The following is a 24,043-nucleotide window of genomic DNA, read 5'->3' on the forward strand; positions in this document are numbered from 1 at the left end:
TGGTACAGGAATACGGTGTGGATCGCTTCGCGCGCCGGATCGTTGCCGCGGAAGCTGAACGACACGTTCGACACGCCGCCGGACACTTTGGCGTGCGGCAGGTTCTCGCGGATCCAGCGCGTCGCGTTGATGAAGTCGACCGCGTAGTTGTTGTGCTCCTCGATGCCGGTCGCGATCGCGAAGATGTTCGGGTCGAAGATGATGTCCTCGGGCGGGAACCCGACCTTCTGCACCAGCACGTCGTAGGCGCGCTTGCAGATCTCGGTCTTGCGCGCGAAGGTGTCGGCCTGGCCGGTTTCGTCGAAGGCCATCACGATGACGGCCGCGCCGTAGCGGCGGCACAGGGTCGCCTGGCGCAGGAATTCCTCCTCACCCTCCTTGAGCGAGATCGAGTTGACCACCGCCTTGCCCTGCACGCACTTCAGGCCGGCCTCGATCACCGACCACTTCGACGAGTCGATCATGATGGGCACACGCGCGATGTCCGGCTCGGACGCGATCAGGTTCAGGAAGCGGCTCATCGCCGCCACCGAGTCCAGCATCGCCTCGTCCATGTTGATGTCGATGATCTGCGCGCCGTTCTCGACCTGCTGGCGCGCCACCGACAGCGCCTCGTCATACTGCTCGTTGAGGATCAGGCGGGCGAATGCCTTGGAGCCGGTCACGTTTGTGCGCTCGCCGACATTCACGAACAGCGATTCGTCGTCGACGATGAACGGCTCCAGGCCGGACAGCTTCATGCGATGGTCGCTCTGCGGCACCTTGCGCGGCGCAACGCCCTTGAGCTCCGCCGCGATCGCGCGGATGTGGTCGGGCGTCGTGCCGCAGCAGCCGCCGGCGATGTTGACGAAGCCGCTCTGCGCGAAGTCCTTCAGCAGCGAGGACGTGACATCCGGGGTTTCGTCGAAGCCGGTCTCGGCCATCGGATTGGGCAGGCCGGCGTTCGGATAGATGGAGACGAAGGTGTCGGCGATCTTCGACAGTTCTTCCGCGTAGGGACGCATGACCGCGGCACCGAGCGCACAGTTCAGGCCGATGGTCAGCGGTTTTGCATGGCGAACGGAGTGCCAGAACGCGGGCACGGTCTGGCCGGACAGGATGCGTCCCGAGGCATCGGTCACGGTGCCGGAAATCATGATCGGCAGGCGCTTGCCCGACTCTTCGAAATAGGTGTCGATGGCAAACAGCGCCGCCTTGCAGTTGAGCGTGTCGAAGATGGTTTCGACGAGCAGGATGTCGGCGCCGCCGTCGACGAGGCCGCGCACCTGTTCATGATAGGCCGCCGCCAGCTGGTCGAAGCTGATGTTGCGCGCGCCGGGATCGTTGACGTCCGGCGAGATGGACGCCGTCTTCGGCGTGGGGCCTATCGCACCGGCGACGAAACGCGGCTTGTCCGGCGTCGAATACTTGTCGCACTCCGCGCGCGCAAGCCGTGCCGCCGCCACGTTCATCTCGTAGGCCAGATGCGCCATGTGGTAATCCTCCTGCGCAACAGCGGTTGCACCGAAGGTATTGGTCTCGATGATATCGGCGCCGGCGGCGAGATACTTGCCGTGGATTTCGCTGATGATCTGCGGCTGCGTCAGCACCAGCAGGTCGCTGTTGCCCTTCAGGAACAGCTCCTTGCCCGGCACCGAGAAGTCGGCGAAGCGCTCGCCGCGGTAATCCTCTTCCGTCAGCTTGTACTGCTGGATCATGGTGCCAGTCGCACCGTCGAGGATGAGGATGCGCTGGGACAGCAGATCGCGCAATAGCGCTTCGGTGGAAGAGACGGCGTCGCGTTTCATTTTGATCTCGCAAAAAACAAAAAACCCGGCCAGCAAAGCAGGACCGGGTCTGATCTCCGCTTTAGCTGCATTTGTAAATGGGACTATCCCTCATGGGACTGCACCCTGGCGCCCGCAAGCTGGTTTGACTTGTTCAATCAAATCGGCGCAACAAAAATTATACGAGAAATTGACGGAATCGTTGGCGGGAAGGGGCTCGGTGTTGATATTTCTATATTTCCGCCAGGAACGAGACTTATCCGAACCGCCCGCCTTCCAGCGGAAAGCCCTTGAGGAATTCCGCGGCCGGCAGCCGCTTGCCGCCCGGCTTTTGCAGTTCGGTCACGCGCAGCACGCCTTGGCCGCAGGCGACCAGCACGCCGTCCTGCGCAGTCGCGGCGAGCACCGTCCCGGGCGCTGCGGTGGTGGTTTCAGCGGCCACCACGGCACGCCAGAATTTCACGGACACCCCGTTGAAGGTGGCGCTCGCGCCGGGGAAAGGGTTGAACGCGCGGATCTTCCGCTCAATGACCTGCACCGGTTGCGCGAGGTCGAGGGCGGCCTCTTCCTTGGCGATCTTGGCGGCATAGGTCACGCCCGCTTCGGGCTGGGGCGTCGCCTCGAGCACGCCCTGCTCCAGCTTGCGCAGGGCCTCGACAATCATGCCTCCACCGAGCGTGGCAAGCTTGTCGTGCAGGCTGGCGGTCGTATCGTCGGCGGCGATCGGAAGGCGTCCGGTCAGCAACATGGGGCCGGTATCCAGCCCCTCTTCCATCTGCATGATGACGACGCCGGTTTCCGCATCGCCCGCCTCGATCGCCCGGTGGATGGGCGCGGCGCCGCGCCAGCGTGGCAGCAGCGAGGCATGGATGTTGATGCAGCCGCGCTTCGGGATGTCGAGCACGCTGCGCGGCAGGATCAGCCCGTAGGCGGCAACCACCATGACATCGTGCGGCGTGGACTGCAGCAGTTCGTGCGCTTCCCGGGCGACCTCCGGATACTTGCCGTCCAGCCGCAGGGAAACCGGCTGCGCAACGCGCATGCCCTGCGCAACCGCGAACTGCTTGACCGGCGACGCCTGCAACTGCATGCCGCGTCCGGCCGGACGGTCCGGCTGGGTCAGCACGAGCGGAATCTCGAAACCTGCCTCATGCAGGGACTTGAGGGCGACAGCGGCGAATTCCGGCGTGCCGGCGAAGACGATTCTCATGCTTGTTTTTCTTCTAGCGGCGCGGCGATTACCGGACGGAGGCTACCTTGCGCTGCCTGGCGATTTCGCGCTCCTCCTTGAGGAGCTTGGTCTTGATGCGGTTGCGCTTGAGCGGCGACAGGTATTCGACGAACACCTTGCCCTTCAGGTGATCCATCTCGTGCTGGATGCACACGGCGAGCAAACCGTCGGCGTCGATCTCGAACTGTTTGCCGTCGAGGTCGTAGGCGCGCACCTTCACCCGTGCCGGGCGCTCGACGCCGTCGTAGATGCCGGGCACCGACAGGCAGCCCTCGTCATAGACCTGCCTTTCCTCGCTGGCCCAGACGATCTCGGGATTGATGAAGACCTGCAGCTGGTCGTGGGTTTCGGACACGTCGATCACGATGAGCTGCTCGTGGACGTCGACCTGGGTCGCGGCCAGTCCGACGCCGGGTGCGTCGTACATGGTCTCGGCCATGTCGGCGGCGAGTTTTTTCAGGCGCTCGTCGAACACGGCCACCGGCTTGGCGACCTTGTGCAAGCGCGGATCGGGATAGCGAAGAATATTGAGTATGGACATACGGCTTTTGCGCAACAGCTGCACGAACTAGGAGTGTCGTTTCTCTTGCTAGTTCAAGGATTTATGTGCAGAATTTGATTCAATTTGACAAGTTTTGCCGGGGCTTTTCTGGTTAAACCTTGACACACCGGCAACGTGCAGTGGCGATCCTGATTGTCGTTTTTGTGCCAGCGATCTTGCCACCGATCGTGCCACATTTACCGGACTTACCATGAAAAAGTTTAGCACAGCCGCCCTCGCTATCGCGCTTGCATCCTCCTTCGGCAGCGCATTCGCCGCCGGCGAACCAGCGATGAACAACCCGCGCTGTGCCTTCCTGCAGAATGCGCCGGACCAGCACACCGTCGTCCGCGGCGACACCCTGTGGGGCATTTCCGGCCGGTTCCTCCAGAACCCGTGGTGCTGGCCCCAGGTCTGGGGCATGAACAAGGAAGAGATCCGCAATCCGCACCTGATCTATCCCGGCCAGATCGTCTACTTCGACCGCGTGGCAGGCCGCCTGCGTCTGGGCAGCCCGGTCGGCAGCGGTGCCGCGGGGCAGGATGGCCGCGGCATTCAGACCGTCAAGCTCTCCCCGCAACTGCGCACCGAAGGCCTGGGCCAGGAAGCGGTGCCGGCCATTCCCTCCAATGTGATCGAACCCTTCCTGTCGCAGCCGCTGATTGTCGGCGAAGGCGATCTGAGCGACGCGCCGCGGATCGTGGCGACGCAGGAATCGCGCGTCATGCTGGGCAAGGATGACAAGGCCTATGTGCGCGGCGCGATCAATTCCGGCACATCCTTCCAAGTGTTCCGCCCGGGCACGCCGCTGCGCGATCCGGAAACCAATGCGGTGATCGGCTATGAAGCCGCCTATCTGGGCACCATCAAGCTCGAACGGCCGGCGCGTGCCGAGGATGAAGCGCACGTGTTCAACGTCGTGAACGTGAAGCAGGAAATGGCCGTGGGCGACCGCCTGCTGCCCGTGCCTCCCACGCCGATGCTCAATTACGTGCCCCACCCGCCGGAGAAGGAAGTCAGCGCGCGCATCGTCTCGGTGTACGGCGGTGTCACGCAAGCGGGCCAGAACCAGATCGTCTCGGTCAACCGCGGCCGCAAGGATGGCATCGACATGGGCACCGTGCTGGAACTGTACCGCTTCGGCCCGGTCATCTCGGACCGCACCGACAAGGGTTCCTTCTGGTCCTTCGGTCCGTGGGGACGCAAGCAGGTCAAGCTGCCCGACACCCAGTACGGCAGCCTGTTCATCTTCCGCGTGTTCGACTCCATCTCCTATGGCCTGGTGATGCAGGTGACGGACACGGTGCAGGTCGGCGACGTCGCCAAGTCGCCCGAGTAACGCTGCATGTCGCATGAAGGATGGGCGCATGAACTTGCGCAATGGCTCCGGCTGGAGCGCACGCCCGGCGTAGGCCTGGAAACCGCGCGCCGCCTGCTCGCCGCTTTCGGCCTGCCCGCGAACATCTTCTCGGCGGACCTTTCTGCCCTGCTCCAGGTCGCTCCCGACCGCGTAGCGCGCGCACTCGCCTCCCCTGCACCGGACGACATCCGCGCGCAGATCGACAAAACCCTCGAATGGGCGGCACAGCCGGGCAACCACGTGCTGACGCTCGCCGACGAACAGTATCCCCAAGCCCTGCTCGACATCGCCGACCCGCCGCTGGTGCTGTATGCGAAGGGCCGGTTGGAACTGCTCACCGCCGCATCGCTCGCTGTGGTCGGCAGCCGCAACGCGACGACGCAGGGCATGGTCAACGCGGAGCAGTTTTCTTCCGTGATGAGCGAAGCCGGGCTCACCATCATCTCCGGGCTGGCCCTGGGCATCGACACAGCGGCACATACCGGCGGCCTGCGCGGCGCCGGGTCGACGGTCGCGGTGATCGGCACCGGCGCCGACATTGTCTACCCGGCGCGCAATCGCGCACTGGCGCACCGCATCGCGGAAAGCGGCTGCATTCTCAGCGAATACCCGCTCGGCATGGGGGCACTCGCCGCTAACTTCCCGCGTCGCAATCGCATCATCTCCGGGCTGTCGCAAGGCGTGCTGGTAGTCGAAGCGGCGGCGCAGTCAGGCTCACTGATCACCGCGCGCATGGCGGGCGAACAGGGGCGAGACGTGTTTGCGATCCCGGGCTCGATCCACTCGCCGCTGTCGAAGGGCTGCCACCTGCTCATCAAGCAGGGGGCCAAGCTGGTGGAGTCGGCGCAGGATGTGCTTGAAGAGTTGCGCGTCGTCGCCGCACCGAAGGTGCCTGCCTCGAAAGCCGAACGCGAACCTGTTGGCGAACATGCGCTACTCGCGGCCATCGGCTTCGATCCGGTTGCGCCCGACATCCTCGCGCTGCGTTGTGACATGGATATCGCGACCCTCAATGCCGAGCTGCTCACGCTCGAAATCGACGGCCATGTCGAGCGGCTGGCAGGCGGCATGGTGCGGCGGCTCGCAACACCCTGAAACCAATTCTGCTGTCCGAGTTCCCGTTTTTGGGATATGCTGTAATCGTAAGGCCCGATAAACCTTGTACTGTCGCTGGCATGACATCGCTTTTTCCTGTGCGTAGCAGCATCGCGTTTTAACAGGAATCGCAATCCAAGCGTGTCATATTTCGCAACCTGGTCGCGGCGCCGCCGTATGGCAAAACGGCCTTAACGCTACAGTAAATCATGTTCGACGTTCTCGTTTATCTCTACGAAACCTACTACCGCCCCGACGCCTGCCCGGATTCGGAAGCGCTGGTCAAGAAATTGTCCGCGGTCGGTTTCGAGGAAGAAGAGATTTCCAAGGCACTGGGCTGGCTGACCGACCTCGCTGAGGCCACCAACGAGTTTGCAGAAAGCTATCCCCAGCAGACCGCCTTTTCCTTCGGCATCCGCATCTACGCGCCGCAGGAACTGGATGTGCTGGGCACGGAAACCGCCGGCTTCCTGCAATTCCTCGAATCCGCCAAGGTCATCGACCCGATCCAGCGCGAGATCATCATCGAGCGCGCGCTCGCCGTGGCCGACCCGCAGGTCTCGCTCGACAAGATCAAGGTCATTGTCCTGATGGTATTGTGGAGCCAGGGCAAGGAACCCGACGCGCTGATTTTCGACGAACTGTTCTCGACCGACGACGATTCCGAACCACGCCTCATGCACTGACGTCAAAGGTGCTTGGGACGCGCCGCCCGCCTTTGTTTCCGATCAGCCAAACCGGCTGACGGCCGGGCTTTCCTCCTCCCCTCGCTTGCGGTTTTCGCCGCAACACGCTTATCATTGGCCGCTAAAACGCCGGATCGTTGATATATTGGTAGGACTTGCAGCCGTGTAACTTTCCGGGCTGTCCGATTGCTGTCTATATATATTAGGCGCACGCGTGCGCCACATTCGAGACCATTCTTATGACTAAGACCCTCATCATCGCAGAGAAGCCCTCTGTCGCGAACGATATCGCGAAGGCGCTCGGCGGCTTCGCGAAGCACGATGAGTACTTTGAATCCGACGAGTACGTGCTGTCTTCCGCCGTCGGCCACCTGGTCGAGATCAGTGTCCCCGAGGAATATGACGTCAAGCGCGGCAAGTGGACCTTCACGCACCTGCCGATGATCCCGCCGCACTTCGCGGTCACCCCCATCGCCAAATCCGAATCGCGCCTCAAGGTGCTCAACAAGCTGCTCAAGCGCAAGGATGTCAGCGCCGTCGTCAACGCCTGTGACGCGGGCCGCGAGGGTGAACTGATCTTCCGGCTGATCATGCAGTACGCGAAGGCAAAGCAACCGGTCAAGCGGCTGTGGCTGCAGTCCATGACGCCGGCCGCCATCCGCGACGGTTTCGCCAGGCTGCGTGACGACAAGGAAATGTTGCCTTTGGCCGATGCCGCGCGCTGCCGTAGTGAAGCGGACTGGCTCATCGGCATCAACGGCACGCGCGCCATGACCGCGTTCAACTCCAAGGAAGGCGGTTTCTACCTGACTACCGTGGGTCGCGTGCAGACGCCGACCCTGTCGATCGTGGTCGAGCGTGAAGAGAAGATCAAGAATTTCGTTCCGCGCGACTACTGGGAAGTACGCGCCGAGTTCGTGTGCGCCGCCGGGATCTATGAAGGCCGCTGGCTCGACACCAAGTTCAAGAAGGACGAGGCCGACCCCGAGAAGCGGGCCGAGCGCCTGTGGAGCAAGGCTGCCGCCGAATCCATCGTCGCGGCCTGCCGCGGCAAGCAGGGTACGGTCACCGAAGAAGCGAAGCCCGCGACGCAGCTGTCGCCCGCCCTCTTCGACCTGACCAGCCTGCAGCGCGAAGCCAACTCCCGCTTCGGCTTTTCCGCGAAGAACACACTGGCACTCGCGCAGGCGCTGTACGAAAAGCACAAGGTGCTCACCTACCCGCGTACCGACTCGCGCCACCTGCCCGAAGACTACATCGCCACCGTCAGGCAGACGTTCGACGTGGTGGCCGAGAACCACAACTACCACCAATTCGCCAAGCAGATCATCGACAAGAACTGGGTGAAGCCGAACAAGCGCATCTTCGACAATGCGAAGATCAGCGACCACTTCGCCATCATCCCGACGCTGCAGGCGCCGAAGAACCTGTCCGAGCCCGAACAGAAGCTGTACGACATGGTCGTGCGGCGCTTCATGGCCGTGTTCTTCCCCGCGGCCGAGTACCTCGTCACGACCCGCTTCACGGAAGTGTCGGGCCATACCTTCAAGACCGAAGGCAAGGTCATGACCAACGCCGGCTGGCTGGCGATCTACGGCAAGGAAGCCGCCAACGACGAGGACAAGGAAAATGCCGGCACGCTGGTGCCGGTGGCCAAGGACGAAAAGGTGAAGACCGAGAAGGTCGCGGCCAACGGCCTGGTCACCAAGCCGCCGGCACGCTATACGGAAGCGACGCTGCTGTCGGCGATGGAAGGCGCCGGCAAGCTGGTCGAGGACGAGGACCTGCGCGAGGCGATGGCCGGCAAGGGCCTCGGTACACCGGCGACGCGCGCGGCGATCATCGAAGGCCTGCTCAATGAGAAATACCTGCTGCGCGAAGGCCGCGAGCTGATCCCGACCGCGAAGGCCTTCCAGCTGATGACGCTCTTGCGCGGGCTCGGCGTCGACGAACTCACCTTGCCCGAGCTGACCGGCGAATGGGAGTACAAGCTGTCGCAGATGGAACGCGGCAGGATCAGCCGTGAAGAGTTCATGCGCGAGATCGCGCAGATGACGCAGATCATCGTCAAGCGCGCCAAGGAATACAACAACGACACCATCCCCGGCGATTACGCGACCCTTCACACGCCTTGCCCGAACTGCGGCGGCGTCGTGAAGGAAAACTACCGCCGCTTCGCCTGCACCAAGTGCGAGTTCTCGATGACCAAGGTGCCCGGCGGCCGCCAGTTCGAAATCGCCGAGGTCGAGGAGCTGCTGCAGAAGCGCGAGATCGGTCCGCTGCAGGGCTTCCGCTCGAAGATGGGCCGTCCCTTTGCCGCTATCCTCAAGATCGTGCGCGACGAAGAGAACAACAACCACAAGCTGGAGTTCGACTTCGGCCAGGCGCAGAACGACGATGAGGATGGGGAAGGCGTCGACTTCAGCAACCAGACCCCGCTCGGCCCCTGCCCCAAGTGCGGCAGCGGCGTGTACGAGATGGGCCTGGCCTACGTGTGCGAAAAGACCGTGGCCAAACCCAAGGCCTGCGACTTCCGCAGCGGGCGCATCATCCTGCAGCAGGAGATCCTGCCGGAACAGATGGCCAAGCTGCTCAATGACGGACGCACCGACCTGCTGCCGGGTTTCATCTCGCAACGCACGCGGCGCCCCTTCAAAGCCTTCCTGGTGAAGGACAAGAACGGCAAGGTGAGCTTCGAGTTCGAAGAGCGCAAGGCCAAGGTACCGGCGAAAGGCAAGGCAGCCGCCGAGGAAGCGGAAGAAGCGCCGAAGAAGACTGCCGCCAAGACCGCAACCAAGACCGCTGTAAAGACGGCCGTGAAAACCGCCGCAAAGACGGCGGCAAAGACCGCGGTGAAGAAGCCTGTTGCCAGGAAAGCGACAACAAAGAAGGCCGCCTGATCTCCCTAGCGCGAGGAGCCGTCCATGAACGACATCATCGAGACCAGCCCGTCCAAGGATGAATGCAACCTCGCCATGCTGGCGCATTTGCTTGGCATATTCAGCAGCTTTTTCGGCGCGCTCGTGCTCTGGCTGGTCAAGCGCGAGGACGACGGTTTCGCCGCACAGGAAGCGCGAGAAGCGCTGAACTTCCAGATCACGATCGCGATCGCCATGATGGCCGCCTTCATGCTGAAGTTCGTGCTGATCGGCTTCCTCCTGTTTCCGCTGCTCCTCCTGGCCAACTTCATCTTCTGCCTGCTCGGCGCCGTATCGGCGGCGAAGGGCAAGGCCTACCGTTACCCGCTCACGCTGCGCCTCGTCAGTTAGCGCTGCGGCTCCAGCCCCGCGTAACGCGGCAGCTCGTCATCCATCTCCGCCCACGCGGGCAAGCCGGTCGCGAAGATATGGGCGACCGGCTTCGCCTGCGTCGGCGTGTCGATCGTCCCCATGCGCAGCCGCAGCACACCCGGCAAGTCATCCTTGCGCGAATACAGCGGCGAGCCGCAACGGCTGCAGAATGCGCGCTTCTTTCCCGGCGACGATTCGTATTCCGAGATCAGCTCCTGCCCGCACAGCCATTGGAAGGACGCGGCATCCACCGGCGCCGCGATCACGGTGGCGCTGCCCTGCGCCTTGCGGCAATCGCTGCAGTGGCAGACGGTGATGGTGCCGAACTTGCCGCCATAGGCGTACTGCACGCCGCGGCACATGCAACTTCCACGAATCATTGATGCTCCTTTCAAGGTGATCCGGATTTCGTTCCAGAAAATGCCATTCGGAACCCCGCCCTCCCGGCGCGGTCGAATAATGACAAGAGCATTGCGCTGGCAATGCGTCCAATTCTGGAGGAAAAAATGAACACAAGCAGACTGTTTTCCATCGCGGGCGCACTTACGCTCGCTCTGAGCCTCACCGCATGCGGCACGCCCACGCGCCAACAGGTCGGCATCGGTGCCGGCGCCGTCATCGGCGGCGTGGCCGGCAGTGCGATAACCGATGGCAGTACCCTCGGTACTTTGGGTGGCGCGGCTGTGGGCGGCGTGGTCGGCAACGAAGTATCGAAAAAGAAAAGGTAAGAAGTTGTAACGCAGAGGTGCGCGGCGGAAGCGTCGTCCGCGCACCGCTGTCCCCGGCTGCACATCCCTCCTCGCTGCCACCTCTCCGCAAGTCCTTGATAAACGGGGCTGTCCGCCGAATCCAGTTCCCGGGCTCATTCCAGCCGCTCCGCGGCCGCAGCTTTTCGTGCGTCGAACACCTCTCCTGCCTTGCAAGGACGCGCCGGAACTTTCGCTAGTTGAAAGATTCTACACACTCGCATGCATGCCATTTTGGCATGAATGGCTTTCGTGCTTCGCGATTTTTACAAAGGAGAATTCTTATGTTGAAGTGGACTATCCCCCTGGCATGCGCACTGGTTCTGGCAGCCTGCGGCACCGGCAGAATGTCCGGCACCGGCGGCACCTCGGGCTCCTCGGGCTCTTCGGCAACCTCGCCGAGCTCCTCGTCCGGCGCCAGCGGCAGCTACGGCACATCCGGCAGCTCTTCCTCGACCAGCAGCCCGAGCAGCGGCAGCTCTTCCGGCGGCACCACGACCACCCCGAGCGGCCCCGCAGCCGGTTCGGCTGCCGACACCTCCGGCAGCGGTTCGGGTAGCTCCAGCAGCAGCTCGAGTCCGGCGACCGGCTCCGGTGCAGTCACCGGCAGCGGCAGCGGCGGCGCCACTTCCGGCAGCGGCTCGACCTCGAAGTAAGCGCGCTCACGTGGTGTGCGACGGCCGCGTCAACCGGCTCCGCACACTACGCCTTCATGCACGAGCAGGTAGCGCTTGCGCTCCAGCCCTCCCGCATATCCCGACAAGCCGCCTGTCGTGGCCAGCACGCGGTGGCAAGGCACGATGATCGACACGGGATTGCGGCCGATCGCCGTGCCGGCAGCGCGGGTGGCCTTCGGGCTGGCAACGGTCCGTGCGATGGACTGGTAGCTTGACGTACAGCCGAACGGCAGCGCCTGCAGCGCATCCCATACCGCACGCTGGAAAGGCGTGCCGGCCAGATCAAGTGCGATGTCGAAGCGATCGCGCGCACCGTCGAAATACTCATCCAGCTGGCGCATTGCCGCCTGCAGGTGCGGATTGGAGGGATTGCGCGTCCATCCAACCGGCCCCCTGAAATATTTGTGCTCTTCAAAGTACAGGCCGCACAGGCCTCTTCCCGTGGCAGCGAGCAGCAGCGTGCCGACGGGGCTGCGGTGTTCGGTGTAATCGATCATGTCATGCCATCCATAGAGCCAGGGCCGCGTAACCGCGCCAGGGAGACCAGGCTTCGGCGCGCGCAGCGAGTTGTCGTTCGGTGAGACGGCCGCCATCGGCGCCGGCGGCGGATTTCTGCAGGCCGAGGTCTCCCGCAGGAAAGGCGTCCGGATAACGCAGGGCGCGCAAGGCGATGTAATGCGCGGTCCAGTCGCCGATACCCGGCACCGTCTTCAGGCGCGCCACCGCGTCCGCCAGCGCAAGACCCGGCGGATGCTGCATGCCGCCGTCCGCGGCAAAGCGGGCCAGGTTGCGTATCGTTTCCGCGCGCTTGCCCGGCAATCCGATTGCGGCGATGTCGTTCACTGCCGCGGTCGCGAGCCGCTCTGCCGCTGGAAAGTGATGCGTCACGCCGGGCAAGGGCGTCTCCGCCTCCATCCCGAAACGCTGCACCAGCCGCCCCGACAGCGTAGTCGCGCCGGCGACGCTGACCTGCTGCCCCAGCACCGCACGTACCGCAAGCTCGAACGGATCGAAGGCGCCGGGCACGCGCAGGCCGGGCATGGCCTCGATGCGCGCCGCAAGCAAGGCATCGCGTTTCAGCTGCGCCTCGATGACGGCGGGATTCGCATCCAGGTCGAACTGGTTGCGCACGCGCGCGAGCAATGGCATCAACTGCGTCGCGAGCGAGGCCGATACCTCCAGCGCAAGCTGCTGCCGCTGTGCCGCGTGCGTCACGCGCAGCCATCCCTCCACGCCGCCCAGGCGCACGCTGCGCAGGTAAGCGCCCTCCTGCACCGCCTCCACCCCGGCGATGGCCCGGCCGGACAGGTAGCGCAAGAGATGCTCCCACTGGTAAGGCGGACGGTAAGCCAGACGCAGCACCAGCGCATCGCGTCCGCCGTCATCCTCCCTCGCCTGCGCACGCCGGATGTCGGTGGGCGCGAGCCCGTAGCGCTGCACGAACAAGGCATTGAAGCGGCGCACGCTGCCGAAGCCGGCCGCAAACGCCACATCGGCCATCGGCATGCGGGTTTCCTGCAGCAGCTTTTTCGCAAACAGCAGGCGCTGGGTTTGCGCCAGCTCGACAGGCGTGACGCCGAACTGCTGCAGCAGCACGCGCCGCAGCTGGCGCGACGACAGCCCGACTTCGCCGGCAAGCCGTTCGACATCGCCATCATTGAGCGCACCCGCCGCAATGCGCTGCCACACCGCATGCGCAAGGTTTTCCTGCAGGGCGTAAGGCGCAAGCTCCGGACGGCAGCGCAGGCAGGGACGAAAGCCCGCGGCCTCCGCCGCAGCGGCAGTGCCGAAGAACAGGCAGGAAGATTCGCGCGGCGTCTTCACGGCACATACCGGTCTGCAGTAGATGCCGGTCGTCTTCACACCGGTGAAGAACACCCCGTCGAAGCGCGCGTCGCGCGCCGCGAGGGCACGGTAACAGCTTTCGCGGTCGAGAGCCGGAGCGGCGGGGGCGTGGGCGGTATCCATGCCCTCTGTTATACGCCCCCGGACCGGGAGCGTCTAGCCGTTTTCGGACACGAGACGGCGGGGCGCTTCAACGCGGGGGAAACTCCCTTTCGGCGCTTTCCCTGAGCGCACGTGCGCGCGAGCTGGCGCTTTCTTCCCATGCCCCCAGGCGATGACGGCGGTGGAGCGGCCGGCGATACACGCCACTGATCCAGTCGGAAAACCATGCGCCGGCCTTCGATGCCCAGACGAGCAGGCGATGCTGCGTACGAGTGGCGGTGCGGGTGGCTGTGCGGGTCGGCATGGCATTCTCCCATCTGGTTGTTGCTGGCATGAAGGGAGTCTAGATGCTAATCTTTGCACATAAAATCTCTGTTTCTGCTTTCAGCGTATGCAAATATGCACAGACCGGTAACCCTGCCGCCCGCCGCCTCCCGCCTCGACTGGGATGACTTGCGCTACGTACTCGCGGTCGCCCGCGCGGGATCGCTATCGGGTGCCGCGCGAACGCTCTCGGTGATGCACTCCACCATGCTGCGCCGGATCGACGCGGTGGAAGACAAACTGCAGGTACGGCTGTTCGAACGCCTGCGCAACGGCTATGTGGCGACCGAAGCCGGTGAGGCGCTCTGCCGCGTGGCCGAGCAGTGCGAGCCGCTGATCGCGGAAGCCGAGCTGCGCATCGCAGGCGGCGACACGCGGCTCACAGGGAGCCTGCACGTCACTACCGGCGTCGTGGTCGCCCAGTACCTGTTACCTCGGCCGCTGGCGGCATTCTGCGCTGCGCATCCGGACATCGAGGTCGAAATCCAGGGCGCGCGCGAGCGGCTCGACCTGTCGCGCCGGGAAGCGGACATCGCCATCCGCATGTCGACGGACGTGCCGGACTACCTCGTCGGCCGCAAGCTGGGCGAGATCGATTTTCGCGTGTATGCGTGGGAAGGCACGCCGCACGCGCCGCGTCCCGGGAAGAAGCGCGCCCTGCTGCCGGTCGCGACGCTGGTGCGCGATTATCCCTGGGTCTGCTTCGAGCGCGGTGCGCGCAGCCGCGTCTACGACCGCTGGCTGCACGCGCACGTGCCGGAGGCGTCGGTCGCCGTGCGCGCAGACCACTTTCCCACCGCGCTCGCCCTGATGCGCGCAGGGATCGGCGTGGCGCTCATGCCCGAATTCATCACGCATGAACTCAAGGGACTGGTACCGCTCTCCGAACCGATTGCCGAGCTGCGCTCGCCGCTCTGGATCCTGACGCATCCCGACCTGCGCAACACGGCGCGCGTACGCGCATTCATGCAGGTGGTCGGTGACGCGATGCAGCAACTGCTGTAACACGCGCGTGACACGCCCGGTCGGGCGTCCTGCCCACCGTAGTTTTACTACTTTCCGGGCAACACATCCTGGAGTAATCTGGCCGGAGCCTGATTTCATGTGTGTCGTGGCAGGGGCAAGCATTGTTCCTGACGTCCTCCTTCCGTTCGTTGGGCGTCGCACGATGCGCATGCAATGGGGCGCCAGAATAAACCACGAGAGGAAGAGACATGACCCGACACCACCTGATGGCGGCGCTCGCCGCTATTTGCTGCACCACCGCACTCCACGCCAAGGACATCAAGATCGCCCACGTCTACGACAAGACGGGCGCGCTCGAAGCCTACGCCAAGCAGACGCACATCGGCCTGATGATGGGCCTGGAGTACGCCACCAAGGGCACGATGACGGTCAACGGCAACAAGCTGGTGGTGATCGAAAAGGATAGCCAGGGCAAGCCCGACGTGGGCAAGGCGCAGCTGGCCTCCGCCTATGCCGACGACCGCGTCGATATCGCCGTCGGCCCGACCAGCTCCGGCGTCGCGCTGGCCATGCTGCCGGTGGCCGAGGAATACAAGAAGATCCTGCTCGTGGAACCCGCCGTCGCCGATGCAATCACCGGCGAGAAGTGGAACCGCTACATCTTCCGCACCGGCCGCAATTCCTCGCAGGATGCGATCTCCAATGCAGTGGCGCTGGACAAGGCAGGCGTCTCGATCGCCACGATGGCGCAAGACACCGCCTTCGGCCGCGACGGCGTGAAGGCGTTCAAGGAAGCGCTGAAGACCGCCAAGCTCGTGCATGAAGAATACCTGCCTGGCAATACCACCGACTTCACCGCCGGCGCGCAGCGCATGTTCGATGCGCTCAAGGGCAAGCAGGGCCGCAAGGTCATCTTCGTGATCTGGGCCGGCCCGTCGCCGATCGGCAAGCTGGCCGACCTCGATCCCAAGCGCTATGGCGTGGAAGTCGCCAGCGGCGGCAACATCCTGCCGGCGATGGCTTCGTACAAGAGCTTCCCCGGCATGGAAGGCGCCGCCTATTACTACTACGGCATCCCGAAGAACCCGGCCAACGACTGGCTGGTGGCCGAGCACCAGAAGCGCCACAACGGTCCGCCCGATTTCTTCACCGCGGGCGGCATGTCGGCCGCAATGGCCCTCGTTGAAGCGCTGAAGAAGACCAACGGCGACACCAACACCGAGAAGCTGATCGCGTCGATGGAAGGCATGAGCTTCGACACGCCCAAGGGCAAGATGACCTTCCGCAAGGAAGATCACCAGGCGATGCAGTCGATGTACCACTTCAAGATCAAGGTCGACCCGAAGGTCGAGTGGGGCATCCCGGAACTGATCCGCGAGATCAAGCCGGAAGAGATGCACGTGCCGATCACCAACAAGCGCTGATCGATTTTATCCGCCCCCATCCCCTCCCCCGCCCCCTTGCACAGGGGGCGGGGCGGGCTTCTGCCCGCGCGATCCACAGAGGACGGCCATGTCTCTGCATTCCATCAAGAAAACCTCGCTCGAAACGCGCGACCTGACCATCCGCTTCGGCGGCCATGTCGCCGTCAATGCGGTTTCCTGCGCCTTCGAGTCCGGCACGCTGACGGCCATCGTCGGCCCCAACGGCGCCGGCAAGACCACCTATTTCAACCTCATTTCCGGTCAGCTCAAGCCGAGCGCCGGCCAGGTCCTGCTGAACGGGAACGACATTTCTTCCATGTCGGCCTCCGCGCGCACCCATGCCGGACTGGGGCGGGCCTTCCAGCTCACCAGCCTGTTCCCCAACCTGAGTGTGATGGAGAACGTACGGCTTGCGCTGCAGTCGCGCGCCCATCTCGGCCTGGACTTGTGGAACGTATGGAACCGCCACAAGGAACTGATCGAACGCGCCGAACAGGTGCTGGAAGACGTGGCACTGGCATCCAAGCGCGACATCCAGGCCGCGGCCCTGCCGCACGGCGATCAGCGCAAGCTGGAAGTCGGCCTGCTGATGGCGCTCGATCCGGACATCTTCATGTTCGACGAGCCGACCGCCGGCATGAGCGTCGATGAAGTCCCGGTCATCCTCGACCTGATCCGCGCACTGAAGAAACAAACCCACAAGACCATCCTGCTGGTCGAGCACAAGATGGATGTCGTGCGCGAACTGGCGGACCGCATTATCGTCCTGCACAACGGCATGCTGATGGCGGACGGCGAACCCGAAACGGTGATCGCCTCGCCCATCGTGCAGCAGGCATACCTGGGCACGGCGCCCGTGGAGGAGGCAGCGGCATGAGCCAGGCATTGTTGAAACTCGAAGGCGTGCATACGCATATCGGCGCCTACCACATCCTGCACGGCGTCGACCTCGAAGTGCCGCGCGGCCAGCTCACCATGCTGCTCGGCCGCAACGGCGCGGGCAAGACCACGACCCTGCGCACCATCATGGGCCTGTGGCAAGCCTCGCAGGGCCGTATCACCTTCGACGGCCACGACATCACCAAGCGCAGCACGCCCGACATCGCACAATCCGGCATCGCCTACGTGCCGGAAAACATGGGCATCTTCGGCGACCTGACGGTCAAGGAAAACATGCTGCTCGCCGCGCGCAGCGCGGGCCGCATCGAGCAGGTCGACGAAAAGCGCCTCGACTGGATCTTCAGCCTGTTCCCGGCGATGAAGAAGTTCTGGCTGCACCCGGCCGGCAAGCTGTCGGGCGGGCAGAAGCAGATGCTGGCTGTCTCCCGCGCCATCGTCGAGCCGCGCAAGCTGCTGCTGATCGACGAACCGAGCAAGGGCCTGGCGCCGGCCATCATCGCCAACATGATTTCCGCGTTCCGCGAGCTCAAGCAGACCGATACCACGATTCTGCTGGTGGAGCAGAACTTCAACTTCGCGAAACAGCTCGGCGACACGGTGGCGGTGATGGATGACGGCCGCATCGTGCACCGGGGACAGATGCAGGAACTCGCAGAAGACGAGGCACTGCAGACGAAGCTGCTGGGGCTTTCGCTGGCGGCGCATCACTGATGCATATCCCTGTCATTCCCGCGAAGGCGGGAATGACAGGGAAAAGGAACAGGCAACTCAAGCAGAGCTGCCCGCACGCATGCATTGATTCAAGAGGACAACAATGGCAGAGACAAGCACCCTCCCCTCGGCCGCCGGCGCTGGCCCGCGGCTCTATACCCAGATCGACTGGGCGCCGCTGGCCCTCGTGCCCGCGCTGGCGCTCGCCGCGCTGCCGCTGATCGGCTCGTCGTCCACCTGGGTCACGCTCACCGCCGCCGGCCTGGCGATGGGCATGATCATTTTCATCATCGCTTCCGGCCTGACGCTGATCTTCGGCCTGATGGACGTGCTCAATTTCGGCCACGGCGTGTTCATCGCGCTCGGCGCCTTCATGGCGGTGACCGTGCTCGGCATGATGCCGGGATGGATGGGCTCGGAAAACATCGCGCTCAACCTCGCCGCCATCGCGGTGGCGATGATCGGGGCGATGGTGGTGGCCGGCGCAATCGGCCTGTTCTTCGAGCGCGTGATCGTGCGCCGCGTCTACGGCCAGCACCTCAAGCAGATCCTGATCACCATGGGCGGCATGGTGGTCGGCGAGGAACTGATCAAGGTGTTCTGGGGGCCGCAGCAGATTTCGCTGAGCCTGCCGGCCTCGCTGCGCGGCGCGATCCTGTTCGGCGATTCCGCGATCGAAAAGTACCGCCTGCTCGCCGTCGTCGTCGGGCTGTCGGTGTTCGTCGCGATGATGATCGTGCTCAACCGCACCAAGCTCGGCCTGCTGATCCGCGCCGGCGTGCAGGACCGCGAGATGGTGGAAAGCCTCGGCTACCGCATCAAGCGTCTGTTCGTCGGCGTGTTCGTGGCCGGCTCCGCGCTCGCGGGCCTGGGCGGTGTGATGTGGGGGCTGTACCAGCAGAGCGTGATCCCGCAGATGGGCGCGCATGTGAACGTGCTGATCTTCATCGTCATCATCATCGGCGGGCTCGGCTCCACCGGCGGCTGTTTCCTCGGCGCCCTGCTGGTCGGCCTGCTGGCCAACTACACCGGCTTCCTGGCGCCGAAAGTGGCGCTGTTTTCCAACATCCTGCTGATGGTCGCCATCCTGCTGTGGCGTCCGCAGGGTCTCTATCAGGTCACCAACAGGTAATCGCGATGATCAGGCAACTCCTTTCCCACGACCTGCCGCGCAACAAGCTGCTGACGGCCGTTCTGCTCGTCATCCTGTTCGGGCTGGCGTTCGCTCCCTTCCTCTTCCCCGGCGCCAAGGCGCTCAATGTGGCGGCGAAGATCCTGATCTTCATCGTGCTGGTGGCCAGCTACGACCTGCTGCTCGGCTACACCGGCATCGTGTCCTTCGCGCACACCATGTTCTTCGGTATCGGCGCCTACGGCATCGCGATTGCCAGCACGCGCATGGGACCGGGCTGGGGCAGCCTCGTCGTCGGCGCGCTGTGCGCGGTGACGCTGTCGCTGGTGCTGTCGCTGATCATCGGCCTGTTCTCGCTGCGGGTGCGGGCAATCTTCTATGCAATGATCACGCTGGCGGTGGCCTCGGCCTTCCAGACGCTGGCCTCGCAGCTCTCGCAGTTCACCGGCGGCGAAGACGGCCTGAACTTCAAGCTGCCGGAACTGCTTTCGCCGGCATTCCAGCTCGCCGAGGAACAGGTGCTGGGTGCATGGCTGGACGGCAAATTCATCACCTACTACATCCTGTTCTTCACCACCGTGCTGCTGTTCCTCGCCATGCTGCGCATCGTGAACTCGCCCTTCGGCCGCGTGCTGCAGGCCATCCGCGAAAACGATTTCCGCGCCGAGGCGATCGGCTACCGGATCGTGGTGTTCCGCACGCTGTCCAACGTGCTGGCCGCCGTGTTCGCGACGCTGGCCGGTTGCATGCTGGCGATCTGGCTGCGCTACAACGGGCCGGACACCTCGCTGTCCTTCGAGATCATGGTGGACATCCTGCTGATCGTGGTGATCGGCGGCATGGGAACGATGTACGGCGCGATCTGCGGCTCGGCCATCTTCCTGCTGGCGCAGAATTACCTGCAGGACCTGATGCGCATCGCCGCCGGCGCGGCGCAGAACCTGCCGCTGCTGCCGGCACTGCTTTCGCCGGACCGCTGGCTGCTGTGGCTGGGCATCCTGTTCATCCTGTCGGTGTACTTCTTCCCGACAGGCATCGTCGGCAAACTGCGCACCTGGAGGACATCATGACACCGAGTTCGCATTACGTTCGCTGCTGCGAGCGGGAAATCCATTACGTCGAGTGGGGCAGCAAGGATGCGCCGCCGCTCATCATGTGGCACGGCCTGGCGCGTACCGGGCGCGACTTCGACGACCTCGCCGCCGCGCTGGCCGGCAGGTATCGCATCGTTTGCCCGGACACCCTCGGCCGCGGCCTGTCGCAATGGAGCCCGGAGCCGGACAAGGAATACTGCCTCGCGTTCTATGCGCAGCTGGCGGCATCGCTGGTCGACCAGCTCGGTTTCGACAAGGTACGGTGGGTCGGCACATCGATGGGTGGCGCCATCGGCACCGTGGCGGGGGCGACCACGCTGAAAGGAAGGATCAGCCATCTTGTGCTGAACGATAACGGGCCCTCGCTGGCAAGCGCGGCCATCGAGCGCATCAAGGCCTATGCCGGCAATCCCCCGCAGTTCGATACGGTGAGCGAGCTGGAAAACTTTTTCCGCACCGTCTACAAACCCTACGGCTGGCAGAGCGACGCGCAGTGGCGCCGCATGGCGGAAACCTCGACGCGTCGCATGCCGAACGGGAAGGTGACGCCGCATTACGACCCGGCGATGGTGCGCCAGTTCATCGTGCACCCGGACGACTACGACCTGTGGGAAGAATACGATGCGCTGGACATGCCGACACTCGTGCTGCGCGGCATCGACTCCGACCTGCTGCTGCAGGAGACCGCGGAGGAGATGACGCGGCGCGGCCCACGCGCAGAGCTGGCAGTCATCCCCGGCTGCGGCCATGCGCCGGCATTGAACGTGCCGGAACAGATCGAACTGGTGCGCCGCTTCCTCGCCGGCTGAGGCGTCACCTTCCGAGATAGAGCGCCGCCAGCGCCAGCACCGCCGGCACCGTCTGCACGTAGAGGATGCGCACCTGCACCGTGACGGCGCCCCAGATTCCGGCCACCGCCACGCACAGCAAGCCGAAGACGGAAAACGCATGCCCGGTGGCCGGGTTCGGATGCAGCAGGCCGACCGCCAGCGCGGCGGCCAGGAAGCCGTTGTAGCACCCCTGGTTCGACATCGCCGGCGCCATCATTTCCACCTGCTCCTTGCTCAGGCCGAACACCTTGCGGCCGCGCGTGCGGAACATCACGGTTTCCAGCAGCACGATATACACGTGGATCAGCAAGACCAGCACGATCAGGATTTTCGCGACGAGCATCATGTTCCCCCCTCAGGATGTGTTGCAGTAATGTACAACACATCCGGCTTCAGATCCCCTGCACGCCCGGCTGCGGGAGCGAGGTGCGGGCGAACTTGACCTGGGCGCGGCCGCTGTTCTTCGCCTCGTACATCGCCAGGTCCGCGCTGCGGGTGAGCGATTTGGCGTCCCCGCCGTCCTGGGGATAGACGGCCGCACCGATGCTGGCGGATATATCGAAGGTATGGCCGGCCACGTCGTAGGGCATCGTCAGGCGCTGCAGAATCTTGTCGGCCACCACCGAGACATCGTGCTCGTTCTCCACCTCCGGCAGCAGGGCGACGAACTCGTCCCCGCCCAGCCGCGAGGCGGTATCCGATTCCCGCACGCAGGAACGCAGTCGCAGCGCGACTTCCTTCAGCAGCAGGTCCCCATAGCTGTGGCCAAAGTTGTCGTTGACGGGCTTGAACTTGTCGAGGTCGATGAAGAGCAGGGCGAGGTGTCCGCCGTGCCGCTTTGCCGCCGCCAGCGCCTGCTGCAGCCGCTCGTCGAGCAGCTTGCGATTGGGCAAACCGGTCAGCGGATCGTACAGCGCAAGCTGCATCGCCTGGTTGGCCGCCTGCAGGGCCCGCGCCCGGTCGTCCAGGAAGATCCACATCAGCAAGCCCAGCAAGAGGCTGATGCTGATCCCGGCCTGCAGGACGAGCTGGGTACGGCCGGACTCGATGCGGTGCTCGAACACAGGCAGGGCGGCAATGGCGACGCTCCATGCATGGTTAGCGGATTCGATGCGCGTCACGCTGCGCCGCTGGAATTCGGCCGACAGCGCGCGCACGTCCGGCCGCGCATCGAACATGCGCGCCTCATCGCTCAAGTCGCCGTTGTCATAGACCTCGATGTCGACGTCGATGCCAAGGTCGTCGAACAGACCACGCATGAAATCGCCCATGCGAAAGGGCGCATAGACCCAGCCCAGCAAATACTTGCGGCGCTGCTCGGGCACCTCGTACTGCATTTCTTCCTTGTAGACCGGCAGGTACATCAGGAATCCGGACTGCACCTCGCCGCCGGTTTCCTGCACCAGGGTCACCTTGGCCGACGCAGCGGCCTCGCCTGTGTCGCGCGCCTTGTCCATGGCGGCGCGCCGCACCGGTTCGGAATACATGTCGTAACCGAAGGCCCGCAGGTTGCGTCCTGCGAAGGGCTCGAGGTACACGATGGCCGAATAGACCTCGCGCTCGCCCTCGGGCCGGATCGTGTAGTCGCTGAAGCCTTCCTTGCGCACCGTGGCAATGTGCATTGCCTTCGCGGCCGCGGGAACCTGGACGGCAAAACCGATGCCCTGGATACCCGGATAGTTTTCGGTGAGGTTCAGGGTTTCGATATAGTCGCGAAACATGGCGCGCTTCACCTCCTGATTGACGACGAACAATCCCTTGGTGGCGCGCAACACCTGTTCGTAGATCAACAGGCGGTCGCGGATGACGTCCGTCACGTCGCGCACCCGGTAGTCGAACGCAGTCTGCACCACCTGGCCGACATTGTTGCGCGCATCGACCCAGAGCTTGTATGTCACGAGCAGCGAGGCGAGAAGCACCAGGACCGTCAGCAGGTCGCGGGCGCGGATCAGCTCGGGGATCCGGCGCGCCTGATCTTCAACCTGTTTCATGACGCCATCCCTGTCACGATCTTGTCCCTTTCACTGGCTAAAAGATTTAAGACAAGAAAGCGCGCCCGGGGTTTTTGACACGTCACAAATCTTGTTCCGCCGGATGGTGACCGTACGGAAAATCTTCCCCCTGGCCCGGTCAAACCGGCGGTCCACATGCTTTTGTACTTTGCGCTACACTCGATTGTTCCCTCCAGTCATCCGAGAGCAAGCCATGCTGACCGCCACCCGCGCCCCGCAACTCAAGACCGTCCTCATCGCCAGCGGCCTGGTGTTGACCCTCGCGATGGGCGTGCGGCACGGCTTCGGTTTCTGGCTGCAGCCGATCTCGCAGGCGCATGGCTGGACGCGCGAGACCTATTCGCTGGCGATGGCGCTGCAGAACCTGCTGTGGGGCGCCTTCGGCCCGTTCGCCGGCATGGCGTGCGACCGCTTCGGCACCGCGCGCGTGGTCATCGCCGGCGCTTTCCTGTATGTCGGCGGCCTGCTGTGGATGGCGATGGTGGCGGAGCCGACGGCTTTCATCATCGGTTCCGGCGTGCTGATCGGGGGCGCCCTGGCCTGTACCGCCTTCGGCGCAGTCAGCGGCATCATCGGCCGCACCGCGCCGGAAGCCAAGCGCTCCTGGGCCTTCGGCATTTCCGGCGCCGCCAGCTCCTTCGGCCAGTTCATGATGATGCCGGTCGAGCAGCAGCTCATTTCCGGCACCGGCTGGCAGAACGCTTTCTATATCCTCGCCGCCCTGGTCGCGATCGTGATGCTGCCGATGGCGTTCGGCCTGCGCGAGCTGCCGCACCAGAAGGCGACCGGCCCGCAGCAGAGCATGGGCGAAGCGATCCGCGAAGCCTTCGCCTATCGTCCCTTCCAGCTGCTGGTGGCCGGCTATTTCGTCTGCGGTTTCCAGCTCGTGTTCGTCGGCGTGCACCTGCCGGCCTACCTCAAGGACAAGGGCGTCACCGACCCGAACGTGGCAGTGATCGCACTGGCACTGATCGGCCTGTTCAATATCTTCGGCTCCTACTACGCCGGCAAGCTGGGGGGCTTCCTGCCCAAGCGCTACCTGCTGTCGGTCATCTACCTGAGCCGCGCAGTGGTCATCGGCCTGTTCCTGGTCGCGCCGCTGACGCCGTGGTCGATCTACCTGTTCGCCGCCGCCATCGGCCTGCTGTGGCTGTCGACGGTGCCGCTGACCAACGGCGTGATCGCCGGCATCTTCGGCGTGAAATACCTGTCGATGCTGTCGGGCTTCGTGTTCTTCTCGCACCAGGTGGGCAGCTTCATCGGCGTTTGGCTCGGCGGCTACCTGTTCACGCGCGACGGCAGCTACGACAC

Annotated in this window: 24 protein-coding genes; 15 read left to right on the plus strand and 9 right to left on the minus strand. The window is 64.1% G+C overall.

Annotated elements, in window-relative coordinates:
* The 3 genes from VFF99_RS06970 to def all read right to left on the minus strand — a co-directional run.
* Nucleotides 1–1,787: homocysteine S-methyltransferase family protein (locus tag VFF99_RS06970; RefSeq protein WP_325016287.1), on the minus strand; the 1,787-nt coding region annotated here is incomplete at its 3' end.
* 235 nt (nucleotides 1,788–2,022) lie between these two features.
* Nucleotides 2,023–2,976, minus strand: a complete 954-nt coding sequence (fmt, locus tag VFF99_RS06975) for a methionyl-tRNA formyltransferase (RefSeq protein WP_325016290.1) — start codon at nucleotides 2,974–2,976, stop codon at nucleotides 2,023–2,025.
* Nucleotides 2,977–3,004: 28 nt separating this feature from the next.
* Nucleotides 3,005–3,538 carry a peptide deformylase gene (gene def, locus VFF99_RS06980; RefSeq protein WP_325016292.1) on the minus strand — a complete coding sequence of 178 codons (534 nt, stop codon included), beginning with the start codon at nucleotides 3,536–3,538 and terminating at the stop codon, nucleotides 3,005–3,007.
* A 211-nt stretch (nucleotides 3,539–3,749) separates the two neighbouring features.
* Here def and VFF99_RS06985 point away from each other — a divergent pair, with 211 nt between their 5' ends.
* The 5 genes from VFF99_RS06985 (at nucleotide 3,750) to VFF99_RS07005 (ending at nucleotide 9,948) form a co-directional block, all read left to right on the plus strand.
* Nucleotides 3,750–4,877, plus strand: a complete 1,128-nt coding sequence (locus VFF99_RS06985; protein ID WP_325016294.1) for a LysM domain-containing protein — start codon at nucleotides 3,750–3,752, stop codon at nucleotides 4,875–4,877.
* Nucleotides 4,878–4,883: 6 nt separating this feature from the next.
* Nucleotides 4,884–5,993, plus strand: coding sequence for a DNA-processing protein DprA (gene dprA, locus VFF99_RS06990; protein WP_325016295.1), 1,110 nt, complete (start codon nucleotides 4,884–4,886; stop codon nucleotides 5,991–5,993).
* A gap of 209 nt (nucleotides 5,994–6,202) precedes the next feature.
* Nucleotides 6,203–6,679 (plus strand): DUF494 domain-containing protein, encoded by a 477-nt coding sequence (locus tag VFF99_RS06995; protein ID WP_325016297.1) that lies wholly within the window; start codon nucleotides 6,203–6,205, stop codon nucleotides 6,677–6,679.
* Between the two features lie 239 nt (nucleotides 6,680–6,918).
* Nucleotides 6,919–9,579, plus strand: coding sequence for a DNA topoisomerase III (locus VFF99_RS07000; RefSeq protein WP_325016298.1), 2,661 nt, complete (start codon nucleotides 6,919–6,921; stop codon nucleotides 9,577–9,579).
* Nucleotides 9,580–9,603: 24 nt separating this feature from the next.
* Nucleotides 9,604–9,948: a DUF4870 domain-containing protein gene (locus tag VFF99_RS07005; RefSeq protein ID WP_325016301.1), complete on the plus strand. Its 345-nt coding sequence runs from the start codon at nucleotides 9,604–9,606 to the stop codon at nucleotides 9,946–9,948.
* Here VFF99_RS07005 and VFF99_RS07010 read toward each other — a convergent pair.
* Nucleotides 9,945–10,349, minus strand: a complete 405-nt coding sequence (locus VFF99_RS07010) for a GFA family protein (RefSeq protein WP_325016302.1) — start codon at nucleotides 10,347–10,349, stop codon at nucleotides 9,945–9,947. The genes VFF99_RS07005 and VFF99_RS07010 overlap by 4 nt on opposite strands.
* Nucleotides 10,350–10,475: 126 nt before the next feature.
* On the opposite strand from VFF99_RS07010, the gene VFF99_RS07015 reads away from it, so the two are divergent.
* Nucleotides 10,476–10,697 carry a glycine zipper 2TM domain-containing protein gene (locus tag VFF99_RS07015; protein WP_325016304.1) on the plus strand — a complete coding sequence of 74 codons (222 nt, stop codon included), beginning with the start codon at nucleotides 10,476–10,478 and terminating at the stop codon, nucleotides 10,695–10,697.
* Nucleotides 10,698–10,999: 302 nt separating this feature from the next.
* Nucleotides 11,000–11,371 carry a hypothetical protein gene (locus tag VFF99_RS07020; protein ID WP_325016306.1) on the plus strand — a complete coding sequence of 124 codons (372 nt, stop codon included), beginning with the start codon at nucleotides 11,000–11,002 and terminating at the stop codon, nucleotides 11,369–11,371.
* Nucleotides 11,372–11,400: 29 nt separating this feature from the next.
* On the opposite strand, the gene VFF99_RS07025 is transcribed toward VFF99_RS07020, so the two are convergent.
* The 3 genes from VFF99_RS07025 to VFF99_RS07035 form a co-directional block, all read right to left on the minus strand.
* Nucleotides 11,401–11,889: a methylated-DNA--[protein]-cysteine S-methyltransferase gene (locus VFF99_RS07025; protein ID WP_325016308.1), complete on the minus strand. Its 489-nt coding sequence runs from the start codon at nucleotides 11,887–11,889 to the stop codon at nucleotides 11,401–11,403.
* Between the two features lies 1 nt (nucleotide 11,890).
* Nucleotides 11,891–13,360: an AlkA N-terminal domain-containing protein gene (locus VFF99_RS07030; protein WP_325016310.1), complete on the minus strand. Its 1,470-nt coding sequence runs from the start codon at nucleotides 13,358–13,360 to the stop codon at nucleotides 11,891–11,893.
* 67 nt (nucleotides 13,361–13,427) lie between these two features.
* Nucleotides 13,428–13,643 carry a hypothetical protein gene (locus VFF99_RS07035; protein ID WP_325016312.1) on the minus strand — a complete coding sequence of 72 codons (216 nt, stop codon included), beginning with the start codon at nucleotides 13,641–13,643 and terminating at the stop codon, nucleotides 13,428–13,430.
* A 95-nt stretch (nucleotides 13,644–13,738) separates the two neighbouring features.
* On the opposite strand from VFF99_RS07035, the gene VFF99_RS07040 reads away from it, so the two are divergent.
* The 7 genes from VFF99_RS07040 (at nucleotide 13,739) to VFF99_RS07070 (ending at nucleotide 20,699) form a co-directional block, all read left to right on the plus strand.
* Nucleotides 13,739–14,668, plus strand: a complete 930-nt coding sequence (locus VFF99_RS07040; protein WP_325016314.1) for a LysR family transcriptional regulator — start codon at nucleotides 13,739–13,741, stop codon at nucleotides 14,666–14,668.
* A gap of 209 nt (nucleotides 14,669–14,877) precedes the next feature.
* Nucleotides 14,878–16,053 (plus strand): substrate-binding domain-containing protein, encoded by a 1,176-nt coding sequence (locus VFF99_RS07045; protein WP_325016317.1) that lies wholly within the window; start codon nucleotides 14,878–14,880, stop codon nucleotides 16,051–16,053.
* A gap of 88 nt (nucleotides 16,054–16,141) precedes the next feature.
* Complete coding sequence (locus VFF99_RS07050; RefSeq protein WP_325016319.1) at nucleotides 16,142–16,930, plus strand: ABC transporter ATP-binding protein; 789 nt, start codon at nucleotides 16,142–16,144, stop codon at nucleotides 16,928–16,930.
* Nucleotides 16,927–17,664 carry an ABC transporter ATP-binding protein gene (locus VFF99_RS07055; protein WP_325016320.1) on the plus strand — a complete coding sequence of 246 codons (738 nt, stop codon included), beginning with the start codon at nucleotides 16,927–16,929 and terminating at the stop codon, nucleotides 17,662–17,664. The genes VFF99_RS07050 and VFF99_RS07055 overlap by 4 nt, the downstream gene beginning before the upstream one ends.
* A gap of 103 nt (nucleotides 17,665–17,767) precedes the next feature.
* Nucleotides 17,768–18,796, plus strand: coding sequence for a branched-chain amino acid ABC transporter permease (locus tag VFF99_RS07060; RefSeq protein ID WP_325016322.1), 1,029 nt, complete (start codon nucleotides 17,768–17,770; stop codon nucleotides 18,794–18,796).
* A gap of 5 nt (nucleotides 18,797–18,801) precedes the next feature.
* Nucleotides 18,802–19,866, plus strand: a complete 1,065-nt coding sequence (locus VFF99_RS07065) for a branched-chain amino acid ABC transporter permease (RefSeq protein WP_325016324.1) — start codon at nucleotides 18,802–18,804, stop codon at nucleotides 19,864–19,866.
* Entirely contained in the window at nucleotides 19,863–20,699 is an 837-nt protein-coding gene (locus VFF99_RS07070) for an alpha/beta hydrolase (RefSeq protein ID WP_325016326.1), read from the plus strand. The genes VFF99_RS07065 and VFF99_RS07070 overlap by 4 nt, the downstream gene beginning before the upstream one ends.
* 4 nt (nucleotides 20,700–20,703) lie before the next feature.
* Here VFF99_RS07070 and VFF99_RS07075 read toward each other — a convergent pair whose 3' ends face one another.
* A complete protein-coding gene (locus VFF99_RS07075; protein WP_325016328.1) occupies nucleotides 20,704–21,066 on the minus strand; it encodes a DUF1304 domain-containing protein in 363 nt (120 codons plus the stop codon).
* A 46-nt stretch (nucleotides 21,067–21,112) separates the two neighbouring features.
* A complete protein-coding gene (locus tag VFF99_RS07080) occupies nucleotides 21,113–22,711 on the minus strand; it encodes a CHASE domain-containing protein (protein WP_325016330.1) in 1,599 nt (532 codons plus the stop codon).
* Between the two features lie 214 nt (nucleotides 22,712–22,925).
* Between VFF99_RS07080 and VFF99_RS07085 the strand changes: the two genes are divergently transcribed.
* A partial coding sequence (locus VFF99_RS07085; RefSeq protein WP_325016332.1) for an MFS transporter occupies nucleotides 22,926–24,043 on the plus strand: 1,118 nt, incomplete at its 3' end.

The sequence above is a fragment of the Noviherbaspirillum sp. genome (assembly GCF_035654295.1).
Lineage (GTDB): Bacteria > Pseudomonadota > Gammaproteobacteria > Burkholderiales > Burkholderiaceae_D > Noviherbaspirillum.

Coding starts and splice junctions, on each gene's coding strand:
- VFF99_RS07045 (WP_325016317.1), top strand. CDS start 14,878: ATGACCCGACACCACCTGATGGCGGCGCTCGCCGCTATTTGCTGCACC.
- VFF99_RS07070 (WP_325016326.1), top strand. CDS start 19,863: ATGACACCGAGTTCGCATTACGTTCGCTGCTGCGAGCGGGAAATCCAT.
- VFF99_RS07035 (WP_325016312.1), bottom strand. CDS start 13,643: ATGCCGACCCGCACAGCCACCCGCACCGCCACTCGTACGCAGCATCGC.
- def (WP_325016292.1), bottom strand. CDS start 3,538: ATGTCCATACTCAATATTCTTCGCTATCCCGATCCGCGCTTGCACAAG.
- VFF99_RS07000 (WP_325016298.1), top strand. CDS start 6,919: ATGACTAAGACCCTCATCATCGCAGAGAAGCCCTCTGTCGCGAACGAT.
- fmt (WP_325016290.1), bottom strand. CDS start 2,976: ATGAGAATCGTCTTCGCCGGCACGCCGGAATTCGCCGCTGTCGCCCTC.
- VFF99_RS07050 (WP_325016319.1), top strand. CDS start 16,142: ATGTCTCTGCATTCCATCAAGAAAACCTCGCTCGAAACGCGCGACCTG.
- VFF99_RS07005 (WP_325016301.1), top strand. CDS start 9,604: ATGAACGACATCATCGAGACCAGCCCGTCCAAGGATGAATGCAACCTC.
- VFF99_RS07015 (WP_325016304.1), top strand. CDS start 10,476: ATGAACACAAGCAGACTGTTTTCCATCGCGGGCGCACTTACGCTCGCT.
- dprA (WP_325016295.1), top strand. CDS start 4,884: ATGTCGCATGAAGGATGGGCGCATGAACTTGCGCAATGGCTCCGGCTG.
- VFF99_RS07020 (WP_325016306.1), top strand. CDS start 11,000: ATGTTGAAGTGGACTATCCCCCTGGCATGCGCACTGGTTCTGGCAGCC.
- VFF99_RS07025 (WP_325016308.1), bottom strand. CDS start 11,889: ATGATCGATTACACCGAACACCGCAGCCCCGTCGGCACGCTGCTGCTC.
- VFF99_RS07080 (WP_325016330.1), bottom strand. CDS start 22,711: ATGAAACAGGTTGAAGATCAGGCGCGCCGGATCCCCGAGCTGATCCGC.
- VFF99_RS07010 (WP_325016302.1), bottom strand. CDS start 10,349: ATGATTCGTGGAAGTTGCATGTGCCGCGGCGTGCAGTACGCCTATGGC.
- VFF99_RS07030 (WP_325016310.1), bottom strand. CDS start 13,360: ATGGATACCGCCCACGCCCCCGCCGCTCCGGCTCTCGACCGCGAAAGC.
- VFF99_RS07075 (WP_325016328.1), bottom strand. CDS start 21,066: ATGATGCTCGTCGCGAAAATCCTGATCGTGCTGGTCTTGCTGATCCAC.
- VFF99_RS07065 (WP_325016324.1), top strand. CDS start 18,802: ATGATCAGGCAACTCCTTTCCCACGACCTGCCGCGCAACAAGCTGCTG.
- VFF99_RS07060 (WP_325016322.1), top strand. CDS start 17,768: ATGGCAGAGACAAGCACCCTCCCCTCGGCCGCCGGCGCTGGCCCGCGG.
- VFF99_RS06985 (WP_325016294.1), top strand. CDS start 3,750: ATGAAAAAGTTTAGCACAGCCGCCCTCGCTATCGCGCTTGCATCCTCC.
- VFF99_RS07040 (WP_325016314.1), top strand. CDS start 13,739: ATGCACAGACCGGTAACCCTGCCGCCCGCCGCCTCCCGCCTCGACTGG.
- VFF99_RS07055 (WP_325016320.1), top strand. CDS start 16,927: ATGAGCCAGGCATTGTTGAAACTCGAAGGCGTGCATACGCATATCGGC.
- VFF99_RS06995 (WP_325016297.1), top strand. CDS start 6,203: ATGTTCGACGTTCTCGTTTATCTCTACGAAACCTACTACCGCCCCGAC.